The sequence below is a fragment of the Salmonella sp. SAL03688 genome (assembly GCF_046551895.1).
Classification (GTDB): domain Bacteria; phylum Pseudomonadota; class Gammaproteobacteria; order Enterobacterales; family Enterobacteriaceae; genus Salmonella; species Salmonella enterica.
Genome location: NZ_JBGDVI010000008.1, coordinates 176,809 through 197,062, shown reverse-complemented (window position 1 = coordinate 197,062; position 20,254 = coordinate 176,809). Strand labels below are relative to the sequence as shown.

Genomic DNA, 20,254 nt, shown 5'->3' with positions numbered 1-20,254 from the left:
AGTGCCTTAAGCGCTTTATCGAAATCGAAGGGCTGGGACATGTGTCATTCCTTTTTGATTGTATATTACTGGAATGACACAGAATTTCTAACACTCCCGTTGAATGCGTGATACAGGCTTCGATACAGAGCAATATTGGTTATTTCAGCGTCCAGAGGGGCTGGCTAATCACGTCAATGGTCGTCACCTCTTTCGCGTCGTCATAGATAGCCTGCGTGACGCGTATCCGCCCCGGACGCTGTAAATCGGGTTTCACCAAATCCGATGCTGTTTCCGTCGGCTGCATATTAAGGTTGCGAGTAAAAGCGGACGTGGCCTGAATCCATTGTTTCTTCTGGATATCAAACAGATACACCACACGAAATACGCTACTCCACCATTGTGGAGAAACCATGACGCGATCCCGCCCGCTATCGTCCAACCCGGATAGCGTCTCAATATTTCCGACCAGGCATTGCGATAACTTCACTGGCTTCACTTCCGCATCGCTGCTCCACAGCGAGCAATCACAATCACTATCGTCCGAACACGCACCGCCAGTCCGTGGATTTTCCTCGCGAAGCCAGACGTAGCTCAAATGTTGGCCATCAAATTTACCCCTGGCAACTTCGGCACTTTTCTCTTTACTCTGATTAGCACGCGTAATGCCGTCGGTTTCGCGGGTGATTCGCCATCCCGCCGCGTCGCGCATCAGCAATATTTCCTCGGGATAGTTGGTCATTTTTCCCGTCGTACCTGCGCGTTTAACAAAACGAACGATGACTGATTTATCATCTTCCGCTGGCTGAATATTCAATGCGGTGACAATGTGTTGCTGATAGTCACTATTTTTCGCCAAAAACGCCTGCTCCCTGGCCACAACCTGCTGCGCGGAAAGCGACTGACCATACCACTCCACCTTTCCCCTATACAGTGACTGCGGCGGCGTGCTTTCCGTTCGATTCAGAGCATCGTTCCAACTATCCACCAACGCATTGATTTGCTGTCCGTCGGCTGGCGTCAGCGCGGCGAAAGCGGAAAAGGATCCCAGCCCCCATAGCAAAACCACAGCCCGGCAACCCATGGAGCAAAACACATTCATCAACACATTCCTTGTCAGTTACGATTCCTGATAAACCTACTGAGCAGGCGATCATACGCCTGCTCCCTGCAATAATGAACCTTACGGCTCAAACGGCCTGCGCTGGAACTGATCGTGGCCACACTTCGGGCAGAGCGGCAACACATCCGGCGTGTAAACCGCCAGATGATAGTGGCACTTCTCGCACACCAGATTCCCCAACCCCACCACTTCGCCACTGTGATACACGCCGTGGTGATTCAAATCCTGGAAGACTTCACGCCATTCCAGCTGGGTTTTGTCGGTAATGTCCGCCAGTTCCTGCCAGAGACTCTCTTTAATCACCCGCAAGAAGACGCTATCTTCCTGGCTCTCTTCGTAGCTCATGGCGAACTCTTCCAGATCGCGTCTGACAGCGCGCGTCAGTTCGTCCACCTCGGTTCGCGTTAACTCCCCTGTTTGCATCACGCGCTGGCGCGCCTGCTCCACCAGCGCATCAATGTCGCGCTCGCCATTGCGTAAACGCTCGCTTAATGAGGCCACCAGTTCACGGTAATATTGAGCAACCTTGTTCATCACTTCACCTCTTGGATCGTTAACTGTCTATAATAATAGACGTTATTTGCGTTACGCTTTGCAAGGCTGCCCACAGAGTCTGTAAATTCTTGTCAGGCCGACTCACGTATCCAGCGCGTCAGCGAGGTACGATCGACATTTAACCGTTTCGCCACTAACGATTTATTATCCCTTTCCGCCTCTAATAATTTTCTCAAAATACGCAGGCGAATCGTTTTATAATCGCCAGCCAACATCTGGCAGTCGTGGCAGGTACTTGGCTCGCGTCGGCTCCCCTCTTCCAGATCGTCCAGCAAGAGGCGGCCCTCATCCAGCGTTGCCGGGGAGTGATCAATAGAGAGCACCAGCCGTTCGATAATATTGCTTAACTGCCTGACGTTTCCGGGCCAGGCGAAGCGCTGAAGCTCTTGCCACAGCGCCGGGGTTAACGTTAGTGCCGGGCGTTTATAATGCTGGCTGAAACTGGTAAGCAGCGACAGGCCGATGGCTTTGATATCCTCCGGACGTTTGCGTAGCGGGATGGTGGTCACTTTTAATACGTTAAGCCGATAGTAAAGATCTTCGCGAAATGTCCCGTCCGCAATGAGCTTCGTTAACGTCTGATTGGTCGCTGCAATCACGCGAATATCAACAGGTATCATCTGGTCTGAGCCCAGCCGCATAATCTGCCGCTCCTGCAATACCCGTAATAAGCGCGTCTGTAGCGGTTTATCCAGCTCGCTAATCTCATCCAGAAAAATGGTACCGTGGTGCGCTAATTCAAACAGGCCTATTTTGCCTTTCGGCGACGCGCCGGTAAATGCGCCGGCGACATAGCCAAAGAGTTCGCTCTCCAGAATCTGAGGGGCCATCGCGCCGCAGTTAATGGCGACGAACGGGCCGTTGACGCGTTGGCTGGCATTATGAATACTTTGCGCCAGCACCTCTTTTCCCGTCCCGCTTTCGCCATTAATTAAGATAGTCGCGTCCGTACCGGCATAATTTTTAATGATCGCCAGACGACGCAGCATTTCCGGGTTTTCGGTAAGCAGATCGTCGAAATGATAGCGGGCGCTCAAGCCGCGGCGAGACAGTTCCTGGCGGCGAACATGATGTTCCGCCCCCTGTAAACTGGAGACGGTTTGCATCGTCAACACCACCCGGCTTAACTGTCTGGCCGCAAATACCGGATACAGATTAACCACCATCGCGCCTTGCGGCGTATCGACGACTTTCGCGCTGACGGTTTTTCCCTCGCGTAATGTATGCCGCTCCTGGTGCAATACCTGTTTCAGGAAAGACGCGTCATAAATTTCACCGGAGGCGTTAACTTTAAAAAGTTGGCTCGCATATTTATTGTAATGCAGTAACGCGCCGGTATCATCAAGCGTGATAACAGCTTTATCAAACTGATCGAGAATCAGCTGCAGATGATGACGCTCCAGTAATTGGCTGCGAAAAGCCAGATATAATGAGCGGGCCTCTTCCAGAGCTTCGGTTATTGAGGCGGGGCTGGAATCAAGTAAACGGAATTGCGAGCCCAGCGGTGAAAAATAATCCTGACAAACGGTATCGCCAACAATGCAATCTAATGGCGTGGACGCTAATTGCCGCTTCAGGCAAGAAATCGTTTCTTTATCATTTCCCTGTAAGGTAAAAATTTTATAGTTAATATTTAACTGTTCCGCTACGCGCGCGCATCCTTTGATCACACTGGAAAAGCCGACAATACCGACAGTGCCTTTTTGTCCTTTAAAAGGGATAAGCGCATCAAGAATGTCGTAGCCGGACATTTTAATTTCGACTACCGGTAATTTACTGTGCTTTTTTAATATTTCCGCACAGCCGCCACGACTAATCAGTACCTGGTGCCCACGGGACTCTAATAAAGGTAGCTCATCCAGGATACGATTAAGCGTCGTTTGATGAATAGTGACGGCGTAATCCAACTGCGCGACCAGCGCCTCGGCAGCCTTTGCCAGTTGAGGGTAAGGAGAGACAAAACAGAGAGGAGATGCGGCTATATCTTTCGTCTTATTCATCACTCACCATCCTGTTGGTTTATGAACGGGCGAGACCGCCCGTCGTGATTTATTTTCCGCCGAAACGCTAACCGCCTGCGGCGGCTGGGTTCAGTTTACGATCGTAGCGTTTTTTTATCCATACGGTCAGGAAGGGGGCGCACAGAGCGGTAATAATCGTCGAGGCCGCCACCTGCGCCGCCGCCGTCGACGCCAGGTCAGTAAAATGCGGATCGAGCAGCGCGATTGCCGCTGGCGTCGCGACGGCGTTGCCAGAGGTGGTGGATACCGCCGCGCCTGCCACGCCGCTGCCTCCCGTCACACGATCGGCGAAAATATTAAAAAATCCGCCAATCGCCACCGTCATGAGTCCCAGTAAAATGCCTGAAGAACCTGCCGTGATAAGTCTTGCGAAATCAATACCGTATCCTAACCCAAAGGCAAAAAAGGGAATCGTTACCACGCTGCCCTGTTTAAGAAACTTGCGCATGTCCTCATCCAGATTGCCCAAAATCATGCCAATGATAATGGGAATAATAACCGCCACCAGATTCATAAAGGGTATCGACACCATGCCTGCCGACCCTAACGCCAGCATGGTGAAAAAGGGACCATCGTTCAACGATATTACCGCAATCGCGCCGCCGTCGGTTTCATCGCCGTACTCCCCCACCAACGCGGCATATAACCCACTGTTCGAGTTGGTCATCGCCGAAATAATCGCTAAAGCCGACAGACCTAATAACCCATCCGGGCCGCAAAATTTCCCGACCAGAATGCCAATAATCACGCCGCTGGCAAATTTCGCAAAGGTGATCGCAGCGCCTTTTTTCAACGCTTTCGGCGCGGCTTTAAACTGGATATCCGCGCCCATACAGACTAAAAACATGCCTAAAATCGCCATTGCGCCATGCGAAATAGAGGTGACAAAACCGCCTATTTCCAGCGCCTCCGGCGCAAAGGTTTTAAACAATGCGCCGATGATCAGCGGTACAACCATCATACCACCAGGAAAACGTTCCAGTGTTTTTTTAATTTTCATAGCTTATTCCCAGGAGATAACCGGACAGCTTGTGCTGCCCGATTTGGTATCAGAACGTCGGCGCGATCTTATAAATAGAGAATTCGTTATGACCTAAATCTTCTGATTTAGTCGTTTTCCCATTCGCGACGCGTAAAATTTCCTGATAAATTTCCTCGCCCATTTGCGTAATAGAAGCCTCGCCAGACATAATGGCGGACACATCAATATCAATATTGTCCTGCATCATTTCCCACGTTGCTTTATTACCCGTAATTTTTATTACCGGCGCTATTGGGTTACCGGCAGGCGTTCCGCGACCGGTAGTAAAAATAACGATCTGCGCTCCACCCGCCACCATGCCGGAAATAGATTCAATATCCTGCCCCGGGGTATCCATAATCCACAGGCCAGGATGCGTTGGGCTATCGGCATATTCCAGTACGCCCTGTAGCGGCGCATGACCCGCTTTATGCATACAGCCTAACGATTTTTCTTCAATGGTAGTCAACCCGCCTTTAATATTGCCCGGCGTCGGCTGTCCCCCGCGAATATCCTCGCCCAGCGCTTTTGCTCGCGCCTCGCAGCCGACCACTAAATCAATGAGCTGTTGACCAACCTCCGGCGTCACCGCGCGTTTCGCCATCACATGCTCGGCGCCAATAAATTCCGTCGTTTCAGAAAGAATTGAGCTTCCGCCGCAGCGTATCAGCTTATCCGAGGCGACCCCGCAGGAAGGGTTAGACGCCAGCCCCGATGTCGTATCTGACCCGCCGCACTCCATCGCCAGCAGCAGCTCGCTAACCGGTGCTTGCTGCGGTTTTTGCATGGAGAGTTGTTGCGCATAGTCGCGGGCCAGCGAAATCCCCCTGGCCTGACATTTAAGCGTGCCGCCCTCTTCCTGAATGGTAATGCAGGAAGTCGGTTTGCCAAATGCGGTAATCTCTTCTGCGATGCGCAGCGGCTCCGCGCCTTCACAGCCTAAGCCCACAACCACAATAGCGCCGACGTTGGGATTATTCGCCACATTAATCAATGTTTTTTCCGTCAGACGCGCATCGCCTGCTACCTGGCAGCAGCCAAAATCGTTATTCACCCATGTCGCGCCTTTTACCTGCCGGGCAATATCCTGGGCAACTTTATTCGCACAAACGCTGGTAGGTAAAATCAGTACATAATTACGGATGCCAAAACGGCCGTCAGGGCGGCGGAAACCCAAAAAAGTCTCATTGCTCATAATCATTTTCCCTTGTTTTATATTATTTCCAGTCACCACGTCCGCGTTCGCTTTCCACATTGTGGACGTGCACATAGTCGCCACTTTTTATTTCCTGAGTGGCGCGGCCAATGGATTCGCCATATTTATAAACTTCGCCATGAAAAGGCACATCGCAGATGGCGAATTTGTGGCCAAATGGCACATCCTGATGTAACACAACGCTTATCTCGCGTTCGCCAACGAACATTGTGGCGGTTTCGCCGGCTTTGAGCGCCGTAATAGCCGTCGCGACGCAATCCTGAGGGTGAATCACCACTGCATTTTTTTTCACGATTAACTCCTTTGCTTTAGTCCTGTCTTCCCTAATCAAAAGGCGTGCCATTTTTTAACTGCATGGTTTATATGACTTTATTTTTACAGGCCGATCTGGCGGTGACAGGAACTGCGGTAATTTGCCTCAGTCGTGTCGCATTTTGCGTCACCTCCTCATGAACGCCTGGCGCGACAAATGTTCTACCCCCTGTTTTGACGTGCGTGTTTGGGCTATGCTATGCGGATCTAAACACCACCTCTAAAGCTACATTTGTAGCTGTATCGAAAACAGGACTACTGGCTGCCATGCAAGAGCAATACCGCCCGGAAGAGATAGAATCCAAAGTACAGCTTCACTGGGATGAGAAGCGCACATTTGAAGTGACCGAAGACGAGAGCAAAGAGAAGTATTACTGCCTGTCGATGCTTCCCTATCCTTCTGGCCGACTACACATGGGCCACGTACGTAACTACACCATCGGCGACGTGGTTGCCCGCTACCAGCGCATGCTGGGCAAAAACGTGCTGCAGCCAATCGGCTGGGACGCCTTCGGCCTGCCGGCGGAAGGCGCGGCGGTGAAGAACAACACCGCGCCGGCGCCGTGGACGTACGACAACATCGCGTACATGAAAAACCAGCTCAAAACGCTGGGTTTTGGCTATGACTGGAGCCGTGAAATCGCGACCTGCACCCCGGAATACTACCGTTGGGAACAGAAATTCTTCACCGAGCTGTATAAAAAAGGCCTGGTGTACAAGAAGACTTCTGCCGTTAACTGGTGCCCGAACGATCAGACCGTTCTCGCCAACGAACAGGTGATCGACGGCTGCTGCTGGCGCTGCGATACCAAAGTTGAGCGTAAAGAGATCCCACAGTGGTTTATCAAAATCACCGCTTACGCAGACGAATTGTTGCGCGATCTGGATAAGCTGGACCACTGGCCTGATACCGTAAAAACGATGCAGCGCAACTGGATTGGCCGCTCTGAAGGCGTGGAAATCACCTTCGATGTGAAGGGTTACGATAACACCCTGACCGTCTATACCACCCGTCCGGATACCTTTATGGGCGCCACTTACCTGGCGGTGGCCGCCGGTCATCCGCTGGCGCAAAAAGCGGCGGCGAACAACGCCGAGCTGGCGGCGTTCATCGACGAATGCCGTAACACCAAAGTGGCCGAAGCCGAAATGGCGACCATGGAGAAAAAAGGCGTCGACACCGGCTATAAAGCGATTCATCCGTTAACTGGCGAAGAGATCCCGGTCTGGGCGGCAAACTTTGTCCTGATGGAGTACGGCACTGGCGCGGTGATGGCCGTTCCGGGTCACGATCAGCGCGACTACGAATTTGCCTCCAAATACGGTTTGACCATCAAGCCGGTGATTCTGGCCGCTGACGGTTCCGAGCCGGATCTTTCCGAACAGGCGCTGACCGAAAAAGGCGTGCTGTTTAACTCCGGCGAGTTCGACGGCCTGGCCTTTGAAGCGGCGTTTAACGCCATTGCCGATAAACTGGCGGAAAAAGGCGTCGGCGAACGTAAAGTGAACTACCGTCTGCGTGACTGGGGCGTTTCCCGTCAGCGTTACTGGGGCGCGCCGATCCCGATGGTCACCCTGGAAGACGGCACCGTGCTGCCGACGCCGGAAGATCAACTGCCGGTTATTTTGCCGGAAGATGTCGTCATGGACGGCATCACCAGCCCGATCAAGGCCGATCCTGAGTGGGCGAAAACCACCGTTAACGGTATGCCGGCGCTGCGTGAAACCGACACCTTCGACACCTTTATGGAATCGTCATGGTACTACGCGCGTTACACCTGCCCGCAGTATCAGGAAGGAATGCTGGATTCGAAAGCGGCAAACTACTGGCTGCCGGTCGACATCTACATCGGCGGTATTGAACATGCCATCATGCACCTGCTCTACTTCCGCTTCTTCCATAAGCTGATGCGCGATGCGGGCATGGTCACCTCTGACGAGCCGGCTAAGCAGTTGCTGTGTCAGGGCATGGTACTGGCGGATGCGTTCTATTATGTCGGCGAGAACGGCGAACGTAACTGGGTTTCGCCAGTTGACGCTATCGTCGAGCGCGATGAAAAAGGCCGCATCGTCAAAGCAAAAGACGCAGCGGGTCATGAGCTGGTCTACACTGGCATGAGTAAAATGTCCAAGTCGAAAAATAACGGTATCGACCCGCAGGTAATGGTTGAACGTTATGGCGCGGACACGGTACGCCTGTTTATGATGTTCGCTTCTCCGGCGGATATGACTCTGGAATGGCAGGAGTCCGGCGTAGAAGGCGCAAACCGCTTTATTAAACGCGTCTGGAAGCTAGTTTACGAACACACCGCTAAAGGTCCTGTCGCGGCGCTGAACGTCGATGCGCTGAGCGAAGATCAAAAAGCGCTGCGTCGCGATGTGCATAAAACCATTGCCAAAGTGACCGATGATATCGGCCGCCGTCAGACGTTCAACACCGCCATTGCGGCGATCATGGAGTTGATGAACAAACTGGCGAAAGCCCCGCAGGAAGGCGAACAAGACCGCGCACTGCTTCAGGAAGCGCTGCAGGCCGTCGTGCGTATGCTTAACCCGTTCACCCCGCACGTCTGCTTTACCTTGTGGCAGGAACTGGGCGGCGAAGGCGATATCGACAACGCGCCGTGGCCGGTTGCCGACGAGCAGGCAATGGTGGAAAACACCACGCTGGTTGTCGTGCAGGTTAACGGTAAAGTTCGCGGTAAGATCACCGTTGCGGTGGATGCCACCGAAGAACAGGTGCGTGAACGTGCAGGCCAGGAACATCTGGTGGCAAAATATCTTGATGGCGTTACCGTGCGTAAAGTGATTTACGTTCCGGGTAAACTCCTCAATCTGGTTGTTGGCTAAGCGCGGGAGGAAGCGTGCGATATCTGGTAACACTGTTGTTATCTCTGGCGGTGCTGGTCACCGCCGGATGCGGCTGGCATCTGCGTAGCACTACGCAGGTTCCGGCTTCAATGAAAACGATGATCCTCGATTCCGGCGATCCGAACGGTCCGCTAAGTCGTGCGGTACGTAATCAGTTACGGCTGAATAACGTAAACCTGCTTGATAAAGACACAACGCGCAAAGACGTTCCGTCTCTGCGGCTTGGAACGGTGACTATTTCGCAGGATACGGCGTCAGTGTTCCAGGACGGCCAGACGGCGGAATATCAGATGGTAATGACCGTCAATGCCTCGGTATTGATTCCGGGCCATGACATCTATCCTATCAGCACGAAAGTGTACCGTTCGTTCTTCGATAACCCGCAGATGGCGTTGGCGAAGGATAACGAGCAGGCCATGATCGTTCAGGAGATGTACGACAAAGCCGCTGAACAGCTGATTCGCAAGCTGACCAGCGTCCGCGCGGCGGATATTCAGGCGACGAAAGAGGAGGCTACCGCCGACAATGAGACGGCGGCGCCCGCCTCTACGCCAGCACGCGTCTCCACTACGCTGAGTAACTAATGATCAGGTTGTATCCTGAACAACTCCGCGCGCAGCTCAACGAAGGGCTGCGTGCGGCATATCTGCTATTGGGCAACGATCCGCTGCTGCTGCAGGAAAGTCAGGACGCTATTCGTCTGGCGGCTGCGTCGCAAGGCTTCGAAGAGCACCACGCTTTTACTCTCGATCCCAGTACCGACTGGGGATCGCTTTTCTCACTCTGCCAGGCGATGAGCCTGTTCGCCAGCCGTCAAACGCTGGTGCTGCAACTGCCGGAAAACGGGCCTAACGCGGCAATGAATGAGCAACTCGCCACCCTGAGCGAGCTGCTGCATGACGACCTGTTATTAATAGTACGCGGAAACAAGCTCACCAAAGCGCAGGAAAACGCCGCCTGGTATACCGCACTGGCAGACCGTAGCGTTCAGGTCAGTTGTCAGACGCCGGAGCAGGCGCAGCTTCCCCGCTGGGTGGCCGCCAGAGCGAAAGCACAGAATTTGCAACTGGATGACGCCGCGAACCAACTGCTGTGCTATTGCTATGAGGGCAATCTGTTGGCGCTGGCGCAGGCGCTGGAACGGCTGTCGCTGCTTTGGCCTGACGGTAAGTTAACGCTTCCTCGCGTAGAGCAGGCCGTCAATGACGCCGCCCACTTTACCCCTTTCCACTGGGTGGATGCGTTACTGATGGGGAAAAGCAAACGCGCGCTGCATATTCTGCAACAGCTACGCCTTGAAGGCAGCGAACCGGTTATTCTGCTGCGCACCCTCCAGCGAGAGCTGCTGCTACTGGTAAATCTCAAACGTCAGTCCGCGCATACGCCGTTACGCGCGCTGTTTGATAAACACCGGGTCTGGCAAAACCGTCGCCCCATGATCGGCGACGCGTTGCAGCGTCTCCATCCTGCGCAGCTTCGCCAGGCCGTGCAGTTACTGACGCGTACAGAAATTACGCTCAAACAGGATTATGGTCAGTCGGTATGGGCAGATCTTGAAGGGCTGTCGCTCCTGCTCTGCCATAAGGCGCTGGCAGACGTATTTATTGATGGGTGATATGAAATCGTTACAGGCTTTATTCGGCGGCACCTTTGATCCGGTGCATTATGGACATCTTAAACCTGTTGAAACGCTGGCGAATCTGATCGGCTTATCGCGGGTGATTATTATGCCTAACAATGTGCCGCCGCATCGCCCCCAGCCGGAAGCCTCCAGCGCGCAGCGTAAATATATGCTGGAGCTGGCTATCGCCGATAAGCCGCTTTTTACACTGGATGAACGCGAGCTACAGCGAAACGCGCCCTCTTACACTGCGCAAACGCTGAAAGCATGGCGCGAAGAACAGGGTCCCGAAGCGCCGCTGGCGTTTATTATCGGCCAGGACTCGCTGCTTAACTTCCCCACCTGGCATGATTACGACACCATCCTTGATAACACTCACCTGATCGTTTGTCGTCGTCCGGGCTATCCCCTTGAAATGACGCAGGCGCAACACCAGCAGTGGCTGGAACAGCATCTGACCCATACGCCAGACGATCTGCACCAGTTGCCAGCCGGTAAAATTTACCTGGCGGAAACGCCCTGGCTTAATATCTCCGCAACCCTCATCCGCGAACGGCTGGAAAAAGGCGAGTCCTGCGACGATCTGTTGCCGGAAAACGTGCTGAACTACATCAATCAGCAGGGGTTATACCGGTAAGCACATTGCGCAGCGCCGACAGCAGACGCTCGTTTTGCGCAGCGCTGCGTATCGCCACACGATAATAGCGGCTGTCCAGCCCCGGGTAGTTAGCGCAGCTACGGATTAAAATCCGCTGCGTCAGCAACCGTCGCTGCAGATCAATATCCTCTCGCTCACAGCGTAACAACAGATAGTTTGCCCGCCCGGGATAGACCGTCAGCAGGGGGAGCTGACAAAGCGCCTGATAAAACCGGGCGCCCTCCTCCCGTAACCAATGCCAGGTCGCCTGTTGCCAGGCGCTATCCTGTAACGCTACCTCACCGGCCAGCGCCGCCAGCGCGTTAACCGACCACGGCATTTGTTGGCGACGCATCCGCGCCACCGCCGCGTCATCGCTATTGACGAGATATCCCAACCGCAGGCCGGGAATGGCATAAAATTTGGTCAGCGAACGCAGCACCCAGATATGCGGATTATCTTTAAGAGCAGGAATAAAGCCCGTCTCATGCGGAATAAAATCGATAAACGCTTCATCCAGGATCAGGTTAATGTTCAGCGATTTGCAGCGTACGGCAATGGCCTGTAATAACTGCCGCTCCGGCAGCAGGCCGGTAGGATTATTGGGCGTACACAGAAACAGGCAGTCCAGATCGGGCGTCAACGCCTCAAGAATGGCATCGGTAAGCTGCCAGCCATCCGCTTCGCGTAGAGACCAGCGACGAATTTCACAGCCACTTTGCGCCAGCGCCCGGCCATACTCCGCGAAACCTGGCGTGACAATCATTGCACGACGCGGTTTAAGACCGCTCGCCACGGTAAAGATTGACTCCGTCTCGCCATTTCCCGCCAGTATCCACGATGCCGGCACCTGATGATGACGCGCCAGCGCCTGGTGCAAATGAAAATAATCGGCGTCCGGGTAGCGCTCAATGCAGTCCAGATTGTCGATAAGCGCGCGTTTCACGCTGACAGGCATACCCAGCGGATTAATGTTTGCGCTAAAATCCAGTAACTGGTCAGGCGAGATGCCCAACACCGTCGCGGCTTCCCGAATATTACCGCCATGCGTGCTGTTGAATAACGCCATTATGCCTCCGGCCAAAAAACGCTATTTTAGTGAAAAAAACGTTGCGCAATCAGGGGCATTATCATGTTTTGCGCATTTAACCTCATGAGGAATACCATGCGATTGTGGCTGGTGCGTCATGGCGAAACCGAGGCCAATGTCGCCGGGTTGTATAGCGGACATGCTCCCACGCCGTTAACGGAAAAAGGGATTGGCCAGGCGAAAACGCTACATACTTTATTGCGCCACGCGCCATTTGACCGGGTGTTATGCAGCGAGCTGGAGCGCGCGCGCCATACCGCCCGGCTCGTACTGGAGGGCCGGGATGTGCCGCAACACATCTTACCTGAGCTTAATGAGATGTACTTTGGCGACTGGGAAATGCGCCATCACCGCGACCTCACCCATGAAGATGCCGAAAGCTATGCCGCCTGGTGTACGGACTGGCAGAATGCGGTTCCGACCAATGGCGAGGGTTTTCAGGCTTTTACCCGGCGCGTAGAGCGCTTTATCTCGCGACTCGACGCGTTTAGCGATTGCCAGAACCTGCTGATCGTCAGCCATCAGGGCGTACTCAGCCTGTTGATTGCCCGTCTGCTCGCAATGCCCGCCGCCTCGCTATGGCATTTCCGGGTAGAACAGGGATGCTGGAGCGCAATCGACATATGCGAAGGGTTCGCCACCCTGAAAGTATTAAATAGTCGTGCCGTCTGGCGGCCTGAGTGATGAATTTTCCGTTTTTTCTCGCCGCAGCGGTTTCGCCCATTGACAGCCCCCGACAGGCTGTTATTCTCCGCAGCCAGGCTTTTTTCACCTTGCAGAGCTTTGCAGAAATTGTTTTACAAAAATGGCGATGCTTTCTGTGACGTGGGATGGGATGATAATCTGGTTTTAAACGCCGATCCGGCGACATAAGTCCCGGTATCGCTGCTAATTCAGGTATACTACACGGCGTCCCGCCGGAAGGTTAGCGTTAACTCGCAACGCCTTACCGGTCCAGCCTGTTGGCCTTTTTTCTATCGTTATAACGCAATTATTCACCCAGGGGGAAAACTTGCAGGGTAAAGCACTCCAGGATTTTGTTATCGACAAAATTGATGACCTGAAAGGTCAGGACATCATCGCCTTAGATGTTCAGGGTAAATCCAGTATCACCGACTGTATGATTATTTGTACCGGCACCTCCAGCCGTCACGTTATGTCTATTGCCGACCACGTGGTGCAGTCGTCGCGCGCGGCCGGTATGCTGCCGTTGGGCGTCGAAGGCGAGAATGCGGCTGACTGGATTGTCGTCGATCTGGGCGATGTGATTGTGCATGTCATGCAGGAAGAAAGTCGCCGCCTGTATGAACTGGAAAAACTCTGGAGTTAATGCGTGAAGCTGCAACTTGTCGCTGTCGGCACGAAGATGCCCGACTGGGTTCAAACGGGATTTACGGAATATCTGCGTCGTTTTCCGAAAGATATGCCCTTTGAGCTGATCGAAATCCCTGCGGGAAAACGCGGCAAGAACGCGGATATCAAACGCATTCTCGACAAAGAGGGCGAGCAGATGCTGGCCGCCGCCGGTAAGAATCGCATTGTTACCCTGGATATTCCAGGCAAGCCGTGGGATACGCCGCAGTTAGCCAATGAGCTGGAGCGCTGGAAACAGGACGGGCGCGACGTCAGTTTGCTGATTGGCGGCCCGGAAGGATTATCTCCCGCCTGCAAAGCGGCAGCGGAACAGAGCTGGTCGCTCTCGGCGTTAACGCTCCCTCACCCGCTGGTTCGGGTTCTGGTCGCGGAGAGTTTGTACCGGGCGTGGAGCATCACAACCAACCACCCTTATCACCGTGAGTGATCGTGAAGTCTTGAGAAGATTAAGCAGCGGATGAAACGACAAAATTCTTTTCGTGACTATACGGCTGAGTCCGCACTGTTTGTGCGTCGGGCGCTGGTCGCCTTTTTGGGTATTTTGCTGCTGACCGGCGTACTGATCGCCAATTTGTATAATCTGCAAATTCTCCGTTTTACCGATTACCAGACCCGCTCGAACGAAAACCGTATCAAGCTGGTGCCAATTGCGCCAAGCCGCGGGATAATCTACGACCGTAACGGCATTCCCCTTGCGCTGAACCGCACTATCTATCAGATTGAAATGATGCCGGAAAAGGTGGATAACGTTCAGCAAACGCTGGATGCGCTACGCAGTGTGGTCGATTTAAACGACGACGATATCGCCGCCTTTAAAAAAGAGCGCGCCCGATCCCATCGCTTTACTTCTATTCCGGTGAAAACAAACCTGACGGAAGTTCAGGTCGCGCGCTTTGCTGTCAACCAGTACCGTTTTCCGGGCGTCGAAGTCAAAGGCTATAAACGCCGCTATTATCCATACGGATCGGCGCTGACCCACGTTATCGGCTACGTATCGAAAATCAATGATAAAGACGTCGAGCGTCTCGACAGAGAAAACAAACTGGCGAACTACGCCGCCACTCATGACATCGGCAAGCTGGGCATTGAGCGCTACTATGAAGATATTCTGCATGGGCAAACCGGTTATGAAGAGGTTGAAGTCAACAACCGCGGTCGCGTTATTCGCCAGCTTAAAGAGGTGCCGCCGCAGGCCGGACACGATATCTACCTGACGCTGGATCTCAAGCTCCAGCAGTATATTGAAACGCTGCTGGCAGGCAGTCGCGCGGCGGTGATTGTCACCGATCCGCGTACCGGCGGCGTGCTATCGCTGGTCTCCATGCCAAGTTACGACCCTAACCTTTTCGTGGATGGCATCTCCAGCAAAGATTACTCCGGGCTGCTTAACGACCCGAACACGCCATTAGTGAACCGCGCGACTCAGGGTGTCTACCCACCCGCTTCTACCGTTAAGCCTTACGTCGCCGTATCGGCGTTAAGCGCTGGCGTCATCACCCGTAACACCAGTCTTTTCGACCCTGGCTGGTGGCAGTTGCCGGGGTCTGAGAAACGCTACCGCGACTGGAAAAAATGGGGCCACGGGCATCTGAATATCACCAAATCCCTTGAAGAGTCGGCGGATACCTTCTTCTATCAGGTGGCCTATGACATGGGGATCGATCGCCTGTCAGAATGGATGGGTAAGTTCGGCTATGGTCACTATACCGGAATTGATCTCGCAGAAGAGCGATCTGGTAATATGCCGACCCGCGAGTGGAAACAGAAACGCTTTAAAAAACCGTGGTATCAGGGCGATACGATTCCGGTGGGCATCGGCCAGGGCTACTGGACGGCAACGCCGATTCAGATGAGTAAGGCGCTGATGATCCTTATTAACGACGGTGTAGTTAAAGTCCCGCACCTGTTAATGAGCACCGCGGAAAACGGTAAACAGGTGCCGTGGGTACAGCCGCATGAGCCGCCGGTGGGCGATATTCACTCCGGCTACTGGGAAATAGCGAAAGATGGCATGTATGGCGTCGCCAACCGCCCTAACGGCACGGCGCATAAATATTTTGCCAGCGCGCCCTATAAAATCGCGGCGAAATCGGGCACCGCGCAGGTCTTTGGCCTGAAGGCCAACGAAACGTACAATGCGCATAAAATCGCCGAGCGCCTGCGCGACCATAAATTAATGACCGCCTTTGCGCCGTATAACAATCCCCAGGTCGCCGTCGCGATCATCCTTGAAAACGGCGGCGCAGGCCCGGCAGTAGGCACGATCATGCGCCAAATCCTTGATCACATCATGCTGGGCGACAACAACACCCATTTGCCTGCGGAAAACCCGGTGGTTGCAGCGGCGGAGGACCAATAATCATGACGGATAATCCGAACAAAAAAACCTTCTGGGATAAAATTCATATCGATCCCACGATGCTACTTATTCTGCTGGCGTTACTGGTTTACAGCGCATTGGTCATCTGGAGCGCCAGCGGCCAGGACATCGGCATGATGGAGCGTAAAATCGGTCAGATTGCGATGGGGCTGGTGGTCATGGTGGTGATGGCGCAGATCCCGCCGCGCGTGTATGAAGGCTGGGCGCCCTATCTCTATATCATTTGTATCATTCTGCTGGTCGCCGTTGATGCCTTCGGCGCAATATCCAAAGGCGCGCAGCGCTGGCTCGATCTGGGAATCGTTCGCTTTCAGCCTTCGGAAATAGCCAAAATCGCCGTGCCGCTGATGGTCGCCCGCTTTATTAACCGTGACGTCTGCCCGCCCTCGCTGAAAAATACCGCCATCGCCCTGGTATTAATCTTTATGCCTACCCTGCTGGTCGCCGCCCAGCCGGACCTGGGGACGTCTATTCTGGTCGCCCTTTCCGGTCTCTTTGTCCTATTTTTGTCTGGTCTGAGCTGGCGCTTAATTGGGGTCGCCATTGTATTGATCGCTGCATTTATTCCTATTTTGTGGTTTTTCCTGATGCACGATTACCAACGCCAGCGCGTCATGATGCTCCTTGATCCGGAGACCGATCCGCTGGGCGCGGGCTATCATATTATTCAGTCTAAAATCGCCATTGGCTCAGGCGGCCTGCGCGGTAAAGGCTGGCTCCACGGCACCCAGTCGCAGCTGGAGTTTTTACCCGAACGCCATACCGACTTTATCTTCGCGGTACTGGCGGAAGAGCTCGGTCTGGTGGGCATCCTGATTCTGCTCGCGCTCTATATTTTGCTAATAATGCGCGGCTTGTGGATTGCCGCCAGAGCGCAAACTACATTTGGTCGCGTGATGGCTGGCGGATTAATGTTAATATTATTCGTTTATGTCTTCGTAAATATTGGTATGGTGAGCGGTATTCTGCCTGTGGTTGGAGTACCTTTACCCCTGGTCAGCTACGGGGGCTCCGCACTGATTGTGCTGATGGCCGGGTTCGGGATTGTGATGTCGATCCACACCCACAGAAAAATGTTGTCGAAAAGCGTATAAGGGGTGCGCAATGCGTAAGCAGTTGCCTGTAATCTGCGTCGCGGCAGGGATAGTACTACTCGCGGCATGTACTAATGACGGCGGTCAGCAGCAAACCACCGTCGCGCCGCAACCTGCGGTATGTAATGGTCCGACTGTGGAAATCAGCGGAGCGGAACCGCGTTATGAACCTCTGAATCCGACCGCAAACCAGGATTATCAGCGTGACGGTAAAAGTTATAAAATCGTTCAGGACCCGTCCCGCTTTAGCCAGGCTGGCCTGGCCGCTATTTATGATGCGGAACCCGGCAGTAATTTAACCGCCTCCGGGGAGATGTTCGATCCGATGCAGCTTACCGCCGCCCATCCGACACTGCCTATCCCCAGCTATGCGCGAATCACCAACCTGGCCAACGGTCGCATGATCGTCGTGCGTATTAACGATCGCGGCCCCTATGGCACCGATCGGGTCATCTCCCTGTCCCGCGCGGCGGCGGATCGTCTGAATACCTCGAATAATACTAAAGTACGGATTGACCCTATTATCGTGGCGCCGGATGGTTCGCTCTCCGGCCCGGGGATGGCCTGTACGACGGTGGCGAAACAGACCTACGCTCTGCCCCCGCGCCCTGATTTAAGCGGCGGAATGGGAAGCGCCTCTTCAGCGCCTGCGCAACCGCAAGGCGACGTTCTTCCGGTCAGTAATTCCACGTTGAAAAGTGACGATACCACCGGTGCGCCGGTGAGCAGTAGCGGCTTCCTCGGCGCGCCGACTACGCTGGCGCCTGGCGTGCTGGAGAGTAATGAACCGACGCCGACACCACAGACAGCGCCGGTTTCCGCGCCGGTGACGGCTCCAGCGACTGCGACGCCGGTAAGCGCGCCTGCTGCCGCGGCCCCGGTATCTGCCCCGGTGAGCGCGCCTGCCGCCGCGGCGAGCGCTCGTTTCGTCGTCCAGGTCGGCGCCGTCAGCGATCAAACGCGTGCGCAGCAGTACCAACAGCGTTTAAGCCAGCAGTTCAGCGTACCAGGACGCGTAATACAAAACGGCGCGGTCTGGCGTATTCAACTGGGGCCTTTTGCCAGTAAAGCCGAAGCCAGCGCATTACAGCAACGTTTGCAAACAGAAGCACAATTACAGTCCTTTATCGCCAGCGCGCAGTAACCGATCGCAGGTATCTGTACTGTCAATTTCTGTAAATGACATTAACAAAGTCACGCGGAAAGTCAGATGCCTGCCAGTTATGCTTTTGCTATAGTAGGGCTCTTTTTTTAATTTCATCACGGACGTCGTAGTTCAGACCATGAAGACCACTTTTTCCGCTCGTTTTATGCAGCGCATGGCGCTCACCACGGCGCTTTGTGCCGCTTTTATCTCAACCGCACATGCCGATGACCTGAATATCAAAACTATGATCCCGGGCGTTCCGCAGATCGATGCGGAATCCTACATCCTGATCGACTACAACTCCGGCAAAGTTCTGGCGGAACAAAACGCCGACGAACGTCGCGACCCGGCTAGTCTGACGAAGATGATGACCAGTTACGTCATCGGACAGGCAATGAAAGCGGGTAAATTTAAAGAAACCGACCTGGTTACCGTCGGTAATGACGCCTGGGCCACCGGCAATCCGGTATTTAAAGGTTCCTCGCTGATGTTCCTCAAACCGGGAATGCAGGTACCGGTCTCTCAGTTGATACGCGGCATCAATCTGCAATCCGGTAATGACGCCTGTGTGGCGATGGCTGATTTCGCCGCCGGTAGCCAGGATGCTTTCGTCGGGCTGATGAACAGCTATGTGAACGCGTTAGGGCTGAAAAATACCCACTTCCAGACCGTACACGGCCTGGACGCCGACGGACAATACAGTTCAGCTCGCGATATGGCGCTGATTGGTCAGGCGTTAATTCGCGATGTGCCTAACGAATATGCCGTTTATAAAGAAAAAGAGTTCACCTTTAACGGCATTCGCCAGTTAAACCGTAACGGTCTGCTGTGGGATAACAGCCTGAATGTGGACGGCATCAAAACCGGCCATACCAGCAAAGCGGGCTATAATCTGGTCGCTTCCGCAACCGAAGGCCAGATGCGGTTGATTTCCGCCGTAATGGGCGGACGAACCTATAAAGGCCGTGAAACAGAAAGCAAAAAACTGCTGACGTGGGGCTTTCGTTTCTTTGAAACCGTTAATCCGCTGAAGGCTGGTAAAGAGTTCGCCTCTGAACCCGCCTGGTTTGGTAATACCGATCGCGCCTCGCTGGGCGTCGATAAAGACGTTTACCTGACGATCCCTCGCGGTCGCATGAAAGATTTGAAAGCGAGCTATGTACTGAATACCGCAGAACTGCACGCGCCGCTGCAGAAAAACCAGGTGGTCGGCACCATCAACTTCCAGCTGGACGGTAAAACCATCGAGCAGCGTCCGCTGGTCGTACTGCAAGAGATCCCGGAAGGGAACTTCTTCGGTAAAATCATTGATTACATTAAATTAATGTTCCATCACTGGTTTGGATAAAAATTGAACGCTTGAAAGTGTGATTTTCGTCCCCATATACTATGCATCAGTAAAACTCCCGCCCTGTGGCGGGAGTTGTTATTTTTTTACGTAATGCCGGAGCTGACATGAAAACCAAACTTAACGAACTGCTTGAATTCCCTACGCCATTTACTTACAAAGTAATGGGGCAGGCGTTACCTGAGCTGGTTGATCAGGTGGTTGAAGTGGTACAGCGCCATGCGCCTGGTGATTACTCTCCGACGGTAAAACCGAGCAGCAAAGGCAACTACCACTCGGTCTCTATCACCATTAATGCCACCCATATTGAACAGGTTGAAACGCTGTACGAAGAACTGGGCAATATTGATATCGTGCGAATGGTATTGTAATACATCCAGACGGTTACCCGGTCTTATCCGGGTAACTCCCCGCCTCCCCCGCTGTGATATACTTTCCTCTCTTTTTTCATTCTCTACGGAGATG

Annotated in this window: 19 protein-coding genes; 12 read left to right on the top strand and 7 right to left on the bottom strand. The window is 53.7% G+C overall.

Annotated features, from left to right (window positions below):
• Positions 1-139: 139 nt before the first annotated feature.
• The 6 genes from ACLJR2_RS11150 to ACLJR2_RS11125 form a co-directional block, all read right to left on the bottom strand.
• Complete coding sequence (locus ACLJR2_RS11150; RefSeq protein ID WP_001100314.1) at positions 140-1,081, bottom strand: hypothetical protein; 942 nt, start codon at positions 1,079-1,081, stop codon at positions 140-142.
• An 81-nt stretch (positions 1,082-1,162) separates the two neighbouring features.
• The gene (locus tag ACLJR2_RS11145) at positions 1,163-1,636 is read right to left on the bottom strand and encodes a zinc ribbon-containing protein (RefSeq protein ID WP_001044885.1); all 474 of its coding nucleotides are present in this window, start codon (positions 1,634-1,636) and stop codon (positions 1,163-1,165) included.
• 92 nt (positions 1,637-1,728) lie between these two features.
• Complete coding sequence (locus tag ACLJR2_RS11140; RefSeq protein ID WP_001044186.1) at positions 1,729-3,657, bottom strand: sigma-54 interaction domain-containing protein; 1,929 nt, start codon at positions 3,655-3,657, stop codon at positions 1,729-1,731.
• Between the two features lie 67 nt (positions 3,658-3,724).
• Positions 3,725-4,678, bottom strand: a complete 954-nt coding sequence (locus tag ACLJR2_RS11135; RefSeq protein WP_000694480.1) for a 2-keto-3-deoxygluconate permease — start codon at positions 4,676-4,678, stop codon at positions 3,725-3,727.
• Positions 4,679-4,727: 49 nt separating this feature from the next.
• Positions 4,728-5,900 carry a UxaA family hydrolase gene (locus ACLJR2_RS11130; RefSeq protein WP_001670689.1) on the bottom strand — a complete coding sequence of 391 codons (1,173 nt, stop codon included), beginning with the start codon at positions 5,898-5,900 and terminating at the stop codon, positions 4,728-4,730.
• Between the two features lie 16 nt (positions 5,901-5,916).
• The gene (locus tag ACLJR2_RS11125) at positions 5,917-6,258 is read right to left on the bottom strand and encodes a UxaA family hydrolase (RefSeq protein WP_015632837.1); all 342 of its coding nucleotides are present in this window, start codon (positions 6,256-6,258) and stop codon (positions 5,917-5,919) included.
• Positions 6,259-6,494: 236 nt separating this feature from the next.
• Here ACLJR2_RS11125 and leuS point away from each other — a divergent pair, with 236 nt between their 5' ends.
• The 4 genes from leuS to nadD are packed head-to-tail and all read left to right on the top strand — an operon-like array spanning position 6,495 to position 11,356.
• Entirely contained in the window at positions 6,495-9,077 is a 2,583-nt protein-coding gene (gene leuS / locus ACLJR2_RS11120; protein ID WP_001157916.1) for a leucine--tRNA ligase, read from the top strand.
• A 14-nt stretch (positions 9,078-9,091) separates the two neighbouring features.
• Positions 9,092-9,682 carry an LPS assembly lipoprotein LptE gene (lptE, locus tag ACLJR2_RS11115; protein ID WP_001269950.1) on the top strand — a complete coding sequence of 197 codons (591 nt, stop codon included), beginning with the start codon at positions 9,092-9,094 and terminating at the stop codon, positions 9,680-9,682.
• A complete protein-coding gene (gene holA / locus ACLJR2_RS11110) occupies positions 9,682-10,713 on the top strand; it encodes a DNA polymerase III subunit delta (RefSeq protein WP_000620491.1) in 1,032 nt (343 codons plus the stop codon). Before lptE ends, holA begins: the two co-directional genes overlap by 1 nt.
• A gap of 1 nt (position 10,714) precedes the next feature.
• Positions 10,715-11,356 carry a nicotinate-nucleotide adenylyltransferase gene (gene nadD / locus ACLJR2_RS11105; protein WP_001518902.1) on the top strand — a complete coding sequence of 214 codons (642 nt, stop codon included), beginning with the start codon at positions 10,715-10,717 and terminating at the stop codon, positions 11,354-11,356.
• Here nadD and cobD read toward each other — a convergent pair.
• A complete protein-coding gene (gene cobD / locus ACLJR2_RS11100) occupies positions 11,331-12,425 on the bottom strand; it encodes a threonine-phosphate decarboxylase CobD (protein ID WP_001173268.1) in 1,095 nt (364 codons plus the stop codon). The two genes, nadD and cobD, sit on opposite strands and share 26 nt — an antisense overlap.
• Positions 12,426-12,521: 96 nt before the next feature.
• On the opposite strand from cobD, the gene ACLJR2_RS11095 reads away from it, so the two are divergent.
• From ACLJR2_RS11095 to ybeD, 8 genes are all read left to right on the top strand, one after another.
• The gene (locus ACLJR2_RS11095; protein ID WP_001241922.1) at positions 12,522-13,130 is read left to right on the top strand and encodes an adenosylcobalamin/alpha-ribazole phosphatase; all 609 of its coding nucleotides are present in this window, start codon (positions 12,522-12,524) and stop codon (positions 13,128-13,130) included.
• 328 nt (positions 13,131-13,458) lie between these two features.
• Positions 13,459-13,776 (top strand): ribosome silencing factor, encoded by a 318-nt coding sequence (gene rsfS / locus ACLJR2_RS11090; RefSeq protein ID WP_001161670.1) that lies wholly within the window; start codon positions 13,459-13,461, stop codon positions 13,774-13,776.
• 3 nt (positions 13,777-13,779) lie between these two features.
• Entirely contained in the window at positions 13,780-14,247 is a 468-nt protein-coding gene (rlmH, locus tag ACLJR2_RS11085; protein ID WP_000776107.1) for a 23S rRNA (pseudouridine(1915)-N(3))-methyltransferase RlmH, read from the top strand.
• 30 nt (positions 14,248-14,277) lie between these two features.
• Positions 14,278-16,179, top strand: coding sequence for a peptidoglycan DD-transpeptidase MrdA (gene mrdA / locus ACLJR2_RS11080; RefSeq protein WP_000828700.1), 1,902 nt, complete (start codon positions 14,278-14,280; stop codon positions 16,177-16,179).
• A 2-nt stretch (positions 16,180-16,181) separates the two neighbouring features.
• A complete protein-coding gene (mrdB, locus tag ACLJR2_RS11075; protein WP_000131713.1) occupies positions 16,182-17,294 on the top strand; it encodes a peptidoglycan glycosyltransferase MrdB in 1,113 nt (370 codons plus the stop codon).
• A gap of 10 nt (positions 17,295-17,304) precedes the next feature.
• The gene (gene rlpA / locus ACLJR2_RS11070) at positions 17,305-18,438 is read left to right on the top strand and encodes an endolytic peptidoglycan transglycosylase RlpA (RefSeq protein ID WP_001231305.1); all 1,134 of its coding nucleotides are present in this window, start codon (positions 17,305-17,307) and stop codon (positions 18,436-18,438) included.
• Between the two features lie 139 nt (positions 18,439-18,577).
• Positions 18,578-19,789, top strand: a complete 1,212-nt coding sequence (gene dacA, locus ACLJR2_RS11065) for a D-alanyl-D-alanine carboxypeptidase DacA (RefSeq protein WP_000858711.1) — start codon at positions 18,578-18,580, stop codon at positions 19,787-19,789.
• Positions 19,790-19,896: 107 nt separating this feature from the next.
• On the top strand, positions 19,897-20,160 hold the full coding sequence (gene ybeD / locus ACLJR2_RS11060; RefSeq protein ID WP_000850547.1) for a DUF493 family protein YbeD: 264 nt from the start codon (positions 19,897-19,899) through the stop codon (positions 20,158-20,160).
• The last annotated feature ends 94 nt before the right edge of the window (positions 20,161-20,254 follow it).